Genomic DNA, 8,002 nt, shown 5'->3' on the forward strand with positions numbered 1-8,002 from the left:
ATCGTCCATCCCTACAGCCTGCCCGGTCGAGCTACGTTCTGTCATTACGGTGTTCGTCAAGGGAACTCCTTCCCCGCCTTCTACGACACTATTCGAGACGATCCCGGTGCCTCATACAAGGTTGACAGGGAGGGGAACCTCCATCCCGAAATCCCGTGACGGATACGTCGAAGCCCTCCGCGTGTTGCGCACCGTACAACAGTGCGGTCAAAGCTCACTCCATCGCTCGAACCCAGATCCGCAGCATTTTGGTCACGGCACCCAACGAATTACGGGAAAAATACCGTGGCCATGCCCTTGCTTGAGTATTTGAGGCTCTGAGCCCCACTGGTCGTGCGGAAGAGCACCGGCGGTGGTGTGGCTCAGCACCACTGGTGCTCCCCGTCACGGATTACGCGGTCGCGAGGGCGGTTTGTTCTCTCATGTTGTAGGTGCCGGTGTCGACCCAGGTGGTGTTGTGGATGATGCGGTCCATGATCGTGTCGGCGTGAACACCGGAGCCAAGGCGCTGGTGCCAGTCCTTCTGCTGGTACTGGGTGCAGAACACCGTTGAGGTCTCCCCGTAGCGGTGTTCCATCAGCTCCAGGAGCATGCCGCGCATCGATTCCGTCGGGCGATCGAGCAGCCACTCATCAATGACGAGCAGAGTGAAGGATGCGTATTTGCGCAGGAATTTCCCGGCGCCGCCAGGGGTGTCTTGGGCGGCGACCCAGGCTTCCTCGAGGTCGGGCATGCGGACATAGTAGGCGCGGATGCGATGTTCACAGGCGCGTTTGGCGATCGCGCAGCCCAGATACGATTTCCCCGACCCGGTGAACCCCTGAAAGACGACGTTCTGCTGCCGGGTCACGAACGAGCACGTGCCGAGCTGGGTCAGCAGCTGCCGGTTCAGGCCGCGCTCGTCGAGCAGGTCGATGCGGCGCAGATCCGCATTGGGATAACGCAGCCCCGCCCGCCGGATCAGCCTGGCGACCTTGGAGTGTGTGAAGGTGGAGTAGGCGTCATCGACGACCAATCGGACCCGCTCTTCAAACGACAAGCTGATGCTGAGGGTTTCGTCTTGGGTGTCGATCGCCTCGAGCAGCTCGCCCGCGTTCATCTCCCGCAGCTTGCGTTTGGTCTCGGTATCGAGCCGGCTCATCGGACTCCTCCGGCGTAGTAGGCGCTGCCTCTCACGTATCCACCATCGTCAGCTTCCGGCTTGTCGGGGACGTGGCCGGTTTTATCTTGCCCGGTATCCAGGATCGGCCGCAGGTGCGCATACCGCGGAGAGCGGATCGGCCCCTGCAATGCCAGCGCGCAGGCGGCCTCGACCCGGGTCGGAGAGAACCGGCGAGACAGTCGAAGCACCGCCAAGGCGGGGTCGTAGCCGGCTTCCTCGATCGAGGCGGCTTCGAAGATCTTCCCGATCACCGTCACGGCCGATGGTCCCATCCGCGCCGCCCATTCCTCGATCCGGTCCCGGTCCCAGGCTTGGAAGCTGCGCCCTTCGGGCAGGTCCGCATCGTTGGTCTGATACTGGTTCGTGGTGCTTATCGGCAGCAGCAAGTGGCAGGTCACACGCTCGTCGTTCCGATAGACCTCCAGCATCGTGTCCGTGATGCGCAGGTCAACGTAGCCGGCGATGTGGCTGAAGGGAACGGAGTAGAAGTTCTTCGCCCAGACCACGTGTGCGTTCTTATTCACCGTGCGTTTGTAGGACCACGTGCTGATCTCGAACGGGGCCGCCGGCAGCGGTTGCATCAGCGGCTTCTCCTCGGTCGTGAAGACGCTCAGCCTGGACCCGTCCCGTTTCTGGAACGGCTGCCGGTTGTAAGCATCGATCTGCTCACCGATCCGGACCCGCAACTGCGGCAGGGACGTGAACTGCTCCTGTCTGAGCCCGGCGATGACCCAGGTCGCGACATGAGAGACCGTGTTCTCGACGCTGGCTTTGTCACGGTTATCCCGAACTCGGGATAACAAGGACTATCCCGAGGATTCTGTTATCCCGAGTATCGGCCGCGATGCCGTTGCGGTCGCGGCCTGAGCGCCTACTTCCGCGGGATAATTACTTCAGCCCAGCGAGCTGTAGCATGAGGTCGTCGCCTCCCGTCCAGAGCCGCGCGAGGTCGGGTGTTGCGCTGCCTGCTTTCTGGATTGCTTCGCGGACCATCCGGTTATCGGCCGACGCGTAGACGCTCGTGGTCGCGATATTCGCGTGACCGAGGAACTCCTTGATGTGGGGAAGCGGAACTCCGGCGCGCAGCATCTGCATGGCGCGGGCGTGCCGAAGCTGGTGGGCATGGATCTTCTCCGGGAGCTCCGAACACTGTTGTCGTGCTGCGGTGGCGTGTTTGTTGAGCAGGTAGGAAATATTGTCCTGGCTCATCTGGTGGCGGCGACCTGCCCGGACAGTGAAGAACAGCTTGCCTGCGGTGTCCGTGGTGCTGGGGTGGAACTCGCTCAGGTATTGATCGAGATGCCGTGCGGTTTTGTCCATCAGGGGAACGGTTCTGCTTTTGCGTCCTTTGCCCGTGAGCGTCACCCGGGCGGCGCCGGTCGTGGTGTCGATATCCGCAGGGGTCAGGTCCAAGATTTCCTGGATCCGTGCGGCTGCGTCGAAGGTGAGCAGGATGAGGGTCGTGTCCCGGCGGCCGCGGCTGGTGTCCTGACCGGGGGCGCGGATGAGCGCGTCGACGGCGGGCATGCTCAGCCCGTCCGGTGCTCGCGTTGGTGTTCGGGCGGGTTTGATCTGGGTGACTTCGAGCCAGATCGATACCAGAGCGGGATCCTCGCCAGCGCAATACGACAGGAACGACTTGATTGCCGCCAGGCGCTGATTCGCGGATGAGGCACCAAGATGCTGGCTGTCGAGCAGCCAGGTGAGAAAGGCGGTGATGGTGGAGCGGTTGATTACCTCGAAGCTGACCTCGGCCAGGGCGAGGTGCTGCGACTGGCGAAGATAGTCGAGCAGTGCGTTCAAGGCGGTTTTGTAGGAGCGGATCGTGTGGGGGCTGAGCTGGCGCGACCGGGGCAGGTGGATGGTCAGCCAAGAACGGACCAGGCCGAAGAACTCATCGGAGACCATCGGATGCCTCCAAAAGAGCAGATTCGATACTGGTGTTGGCGATCCGGCGCAGGTCGACGTGGAAGTCCGCGGCGAGGTGAAAGTAGTACCAGGTGTCCTCCGTGTTGGCGTGCCCGAGGTGCGGGCTCAGGTAAGCGACCAACGCTTCCGGATCTTTTCCGGCGAGCATCCACCGGTTGATGTTTTCGATGACGTGGGCGTGGCGGAGGTCGTAAACGCGCGGCGGAGAACCGGCGCTGGACACGATGTGCGGGGCGGCGGCCAACAGCTGCTGGAACCAATAGTCGATCGTGCACTGGCTGTAGCAGTTTCCGTAACGGTTCGGGAAGAACGGCATCCGATCCGGATGGTGGGCGCTGATCGTCGCGTCATAGGTTCGGCAATATTCGTGCAGGTCCGACGACATATAGACGATGCGGTCCTTGTGCCCTTTGGACTGCCGAATACTGACGGTGCCGCGAACCAGGTCAACGTCGTTGCAGCGCAACGTCCGAGCTTAGCTCGGCCGAAGTCCCAGGCAGTAGATCATGCGGAAGATCACCGGGATAATCACTTCCCGCCTGCCGCCATAACCGGTGGTTTGGAGGTTGTCGGCGGCGTTGAAGAGAGACCGCAACTGCGCGTGGGAGTAGATGTGCGGGCGGTAGCGGATTTGTTTGCCAGGGATCCCCGACGGAATGACGAAGGCGGCCAGACCGAGGACGCCCATGTGTTTGGCCAGTTGCCGGATCGGGGTGATCCGCCGCATCTGCCCGTTGACGTGCTCAGCAGGCCGGGCGACAGCCCAGGCCATCTCCTTCGTCAGCGTCACCTCGCCCGGGTAAGTTTCAGCACACATCTTGTCGAAGCGGCGCAGGTGCGACTCGGAGTTCACGTAGGGCAACCCGATCGCGTGCTTGACCTCGAGCAGCGACTGCAGCGGAGCGGCGAGGCCGCTGACAAAGCCGCTCACGACCGTGTTCCTTTCGGCTCGATGCCGACGAAGTCGAGACAACACGCCCGCATGTGGATTTCATCGGCGGACAGATAGTGTTTCGCTGACGTGATACTCCGGTGCCCGAGCGCGCCGGAGATTACCGGCAGTGGTGTGCCGTCTGCCAGCAGCCGGGTAGCGAACGTGGCCCGCAATACCCGGAAGCCGCGGCCCGTGCCGTTCTGGGTGATGATGCCGGAGCGGGCAAAGGCCCGCGAGGCCACCCAATACAAGCTGTCGGCCGGGGTCAAGCCAACATAAGGGGCCTGGGAGCGCAGGAACACGTGGTCATCCTCTCCACCAGCGGGTCTGCCGTGCAGCAGGTAATCCGCGATCGCCTCACCGACCTCGGCTAGCAACGGCAACGTCACCAACGCCCCTGTTTTGTGCTGGGTCAGAGTGATCTGAGCGTGCGGCCAATCGATATCGCGCAACCGTAACCCTGCGATGTCGACCGGCCGCAGACCCGTCCTTGCGCCCAGTATCAATAGCGCCCTGTCCCTTAAACCCATTGGTGTGGAGACAACCACGGAGTTCACTAACGCGTCGATACCGTCGGCAGAGACAACTCCCACCGAGCGGACACGCCGCACCATCTGAGCCGGGACCGCCTGCGAGAGTCCGGCGCCGTAGCCGGATTCTTCCCAGAAACGACACAGCACGCGCAGCGCCGAGACCACCGTCCTCATACTTCCCGGCTGATACCGACTACCGAGAAACACCACCATTGCCGACACGTCTATCCTGGACAGCGCCCGAGCATCAGCCACGCCGCGTTCGGGCAACCACGCCAACGCGGTGCGGGACACCGTGGCATACAAATTCTGGGTCATGACGGCCAACGACTGGCCCTGCAACCATTGCTCGAACTGTTCCTGGACCGGACGGAAAACACCGTTTAGCGCGTCATTGGGATGCGTCTGACGAGACAGCCGCCATTCGTAGGACCCAGTCCGCGCAACCTCCGACAGCACCAGGGCGGCCTTGCGCAGGAGCCTGCGTTTCCACTCCTTGTATCGGCCGGCCCGATGCTCCGCCGCGACGAATTCGATAAACGCATCAACGGCCTCCTCGGAGAACTCCTCGACAGCATCGCGGGAACAAAACCTCGCGAACTGGGACCACGCCCACGAGTACTGCATCCTCGTCGACGGCGCATGCCCCAACGGACCCATCGCAGCCTCAGCCTGCACGATCAACTGACTTACAGAAACACTCATCTCTTAGCTCACCTCCAGTGAAATCGAAAGAGATGAGCCAGCGTAGGCGGGCTGCGATTATCCCGAGGAAGTGGGCGCTCAGGCCGCGACCGCAACGGCATCGCGGCCGATACTCGGGATAACAGAATCCTCGGGATAGTCCTTGGGCGCCCGCACTCTGCCCGGCAGTACTGCGGCCGAATAGTGCGCCGCCATCTCCCGGTAGGCGTCGTTGAGAACAACCTCGCCCTCGCGCGGGTGGGAGATCACCCCGGTCTTCAAGTTGTCGGGCACCAAGCGCGGGACGGAGCCACCGAAGAAAGCGAACATCGCCGCGTGGGCGCGCAGCCACGACTCTTGTCGCATGTCCAAAGTGGCTTCCACAAACGCATACCGGCTGCACGGCAGGCACGCGACGAACAAATACACCTTCGAGATCTCACCCGTCGTCGGATCCAGCAGCTGCATCGTCGGACCGGACCAGTCCACCTCGATGCTGCGCCCGGCCTTGTGGCCAACGCGCGACGTCGCGCCCGACACAGCAGACTAGTCGCCATAAAGCCGGCAGAACCGGTCGTAACTCATCACCGCCTGCGTCTGCGCTGATGCGTCGACGTATTCCTGGTGCAGCAGCTTTAACGTCACCCCGACCCGGGCCAGTTCGGTGTGAACCCGACCCCAATCCGGCTGCGCGAACACGGACTCGTGCACTCCACGGCCGGGAAACAACGCCGAATACACCTCGCCCTCCGGCATCTCCTCGACGTCAGCCCGGCCGACGCCGAGTCTGTCTGCCGCCTCGAGCACTGCCTGGACGCTATTGCGAGCGATGCCCTGGCCCGACGCGATCGCCCTGCCAGACAAGCCTTGGTTTCGTAACTGCAAGACAAGCTTCGCCTTGATCTTCCGTACCATTATCGGTACTCCCTCCACCACGTGGCCCTCACGTGGTGGAAGGAGCCTTGCAGGTGGCTCTCAACCACGCCAACTATGGCGCTGAACGACACGATTCATGATTCCGAGCAGTGGCCTTCAACCGCACCACCCACGGCTCCCTCGGAAGCCAATATTCAGCACGCTCATTCTGCTCCGAATTCTACGACTGGTACAACGCTGAACATCGCCATTCAGGTATCGGAATGCACACCCCCTTCAACGTTCACCACGGCCGCGCACCTGCCATTCAGCACGCCCGCGCCCGGGTCCTCACGACCGCTTACACCGAGCATCCCGAACGTTTCGTGCGGCATTACCCGCAGCCACCCACGTTCCCGACTGGCGAGTAGCGCTTGGTGGTAGCGCGAGTCCACGTAGTTGGTGTGTAATCGCGTGACATCGTGGACGCTGGGTCTCATGGCTTCGTGTGTCCTGTCTCAACGCATCGTGGACACACGATCTCATGACATCGTGGACACGATGTCTCACAGCATCGGAGACACTTGCGCCGATGATAGTTAGGGAATGACGAATTCTCTTTCACCCCAGACTCGTGCCGCGATCATGAATTACGACCCGACCCAGCCTCACGCGCTGTCGATTATCGGGTTCTGCCGCTCTCTGAAGATCTCTCGGAGCGTGTTCTACAAGATCCGCGGGCGAGCTGTCCACGAGGCTGCTGCTGCGCTGCACCCACGCTCCCGCGCCCCGAAGGTCCCGGCCCGGCGTTATGGGCAGGTCGTCGTGAATGAGGTGGTGAAGATCCGCAAACAGCTCAAGACTGATGGCTGGGATTATGGTCCCCGCTCGATCTACTACGAAGCGGCCATGGACAGCGGGTTCCCCGGAGGGAAGGTCCCGTCGGTGGCGACGATCGCACGTCTCCTGGCCAGCGTCGGGCAGGTAGACGCGTCACCGAGGAAGCGACCGAAGTCGTCCTACATCCCGTTCGTGCGCGCGACAGCGATGTCGCTGTGGCAACTGGACGCGTTCGAGTACCGGCTGGCGAACGGGCAAACCGTCACGGTGTATCAGCTGCTCGACGACGCAAGCCGATACGACGTGGGCTCCGACGCGTATTCGCGTCATGAGAACAGTGCTGATGCCAAGGACGTCCTCGAACGGGCAATTGCCGCGTGCGGGGCGCCCCAGGAAGTGTTATCGGATAACTCGCTGGCGTTCAACCAGCTGCGCGCAGGCACGATCGGCTCCGTGGAGATCTTTCTGGCATCGAAAGGCACCATGCCGATCAGCGGACTGCCGGGCAAGCCCACCACACAGGGGAAGAACGAGCGCTCTCACCAGACGTTGATCCGATTCCTCGACGCCGACCGGCCGGCCACTCTCGAGCATCTCCGTGTCCGGATCCAGCGTTTCCGGGAGCACTGCAACAACCGCCGACCGCATCAAGCCCTCGAACAAGCTACGCCGCGGGCGGCGTGGGACTTGCTCGAGCATACGCCAGCGACCGAGCCGATCCCGCTGTCGGTATTGGAAGCGAAAGCCTCGGAGTACCGGCGGGCTCGCACGCGACGACAGTCAGACCTTCACCGGGCGTCGTTGACGATTTCCAAGACCGGAGAGGTCCTGCCTGACGACAACGTGCGGCCACAGACCGCGGATCAGTCACTCGTGGAGGTCACCAAAGCCAACCGGCAGGTCTACTTTCAGGGCTACCACGTCTCCCTGCCGTCGACGTACGCCGACCGCACGTTCTACCGGACGATCACAGACGACGCGTTCGGGACTGCCCCGAGTTCAGTTGACTCGTTGGGTTTGGGGTTTCAGGCGGCCGTGAGGGCCATGTTTATTGTCTCAAACTCG

At 62.3% G+C, this 8,002-nt stretch carries 7 protein-coding genes and 2 pseudogenes; 2 read left to right on the top strand and 7 right to left on the bottom strand.

What is annotated here, in order from left to right:
- Window positions 1-391: 391 nt before the first annotated feature.
- From CXY71_RS00690 to istA, 7 genes and pseudogenes are all read right to left on the bottom strand, one after another.
- Complete coding sequence (locus tag CXY71_RS00690) at window positions 392-1,141, bottom strand: ATP-binding protein (RefSeq protein WP_104133813.1); 750 nt, start codon at window positions 1,139-1,141, stop codon at window positions 392-394.
- Window positions 1,138-1,965, bottom strand: a complete 828-nt coding sequence (locus CXY71_RS00695; protein ID WP_104133814.1) for a hypothetical protein — start codon at window positions 1,963-1,965, stop codon at window positions 1,138-1,140. The genes CXY71_RS00690 and CXY71_RS00695 overlap by 4 nt, the downstream gene beginning before the upstream one ends.
- 85 nt (window positions 1,966-2,050) lie before the next feature.
- Window positions 2,051-3,070, bottom strand: coding sequence for a tyrosine-type recombinase/integrase (locus CXY71_RS00700; protein WP_104133815.1), 1,020 nt, complete (start codon window positions 3,068-3,070; stop codon window positions 2,051-2,053).
- Window positions 3,057-3,557 (bottom strand): tyrosine-type recombinase/integrase, encoded by a 501-nt coding sequence (locus CXY71_RS00705; RefSeq protein WP_104133816.1) that lies wholly within the window; start codon window positions 3,555-3,557, stop codon window positions 3,057-3,059. Before CXY71_RS00705 ends, CXY71_RS00700 begins: the two co-directional genes overlap by 14 nt.
- Before the next feature lie 9 nt (window positions 3,558-3,566).
- Window positions 3,567-4,022 (bottom strand): hypothetical protein, encoded by a 456-nt coding sequence (locus tag CXY71_RS00710; protein WP_104133817.1) that lies wholly within the window; start codon window positions 4,020-4,022, stop codon window positions 3,567-3,569.
- Complete coding sequence (locus CXY71_RS00715) at window positions 4,019-5,263, bottom strand: tyrosine-type recombinase/integrase (protein ID WP_104133818.1); 1,245 nt, start codon at window positions 5,261-5,263, stop codon at window positions 4,019-4,021. Before CXY71_RS00715 ends, CXY71_RS00710 begins: the two co-directional genes overlap by 4 nt.
- A 105-nt stretch (window positions 5,264-5,368) precedes the next feature.
- Window positions 5,369-6,157: pseudogene (gene istA, locus CXY71_RS21620) on the bottom strand (IS21 family transposase); the annotation flags it as partial.
- Between the two features lie 158 nt (window positions 6,158-6,315).
- Here istA and CXY71_RS20870 point away from each other — a divergent pair.
- Window positions 6,316-6,528: pseudogene (locus CXY71_RS20870) on the top strand (IS3 family transposase); the annotation flags it as partial.
- A 175-nt stretch (window positions 6,529-6,703) separates the two neighbouring features.
- On the top strand, window positions 6,704-8,002 hold a 1,299-nt coding region (locus CXY71_RS00730), incomplete at its 3' end, for an integrase core domain-containing protein (RefSeq protein ID WP_146072693.1).

This window comes from Cryobacterium sp. Y62, from assembly GCF_002929785.1.
Taxonomy (GTDB): Bacteria; Actinomycetota; Actinomycetes; order Actinomycetales; family Microbacteriaceae; genus Cryobacterium.

Bases quoted from the DNA above. Each gene is read 5' to 3' on its own strand.
- CXY71_RS00715 (WP_104133818.1), bottom strand. From the start codon at position 5,263: ATGAGTGTTTCTGTAAGTCAGTTGATCGTGCAGGCTGAGGCTGCGATG.
- CXY71_RS00700 (WP_104133815.1), bottom strand. From the start codon at position 3,070: ATGGTCTCCGATGAGTTCTTCGGCCTGGTCCGTTCTTGGCTGACCATC.
- CXY71_RS00690 (WP_104133813.1), bottom strand. From the start codon at position 1,141: ATGAGCCGGCTCGATACCGAGACCAAACGCAAGCTGCGGGAGATGAAC.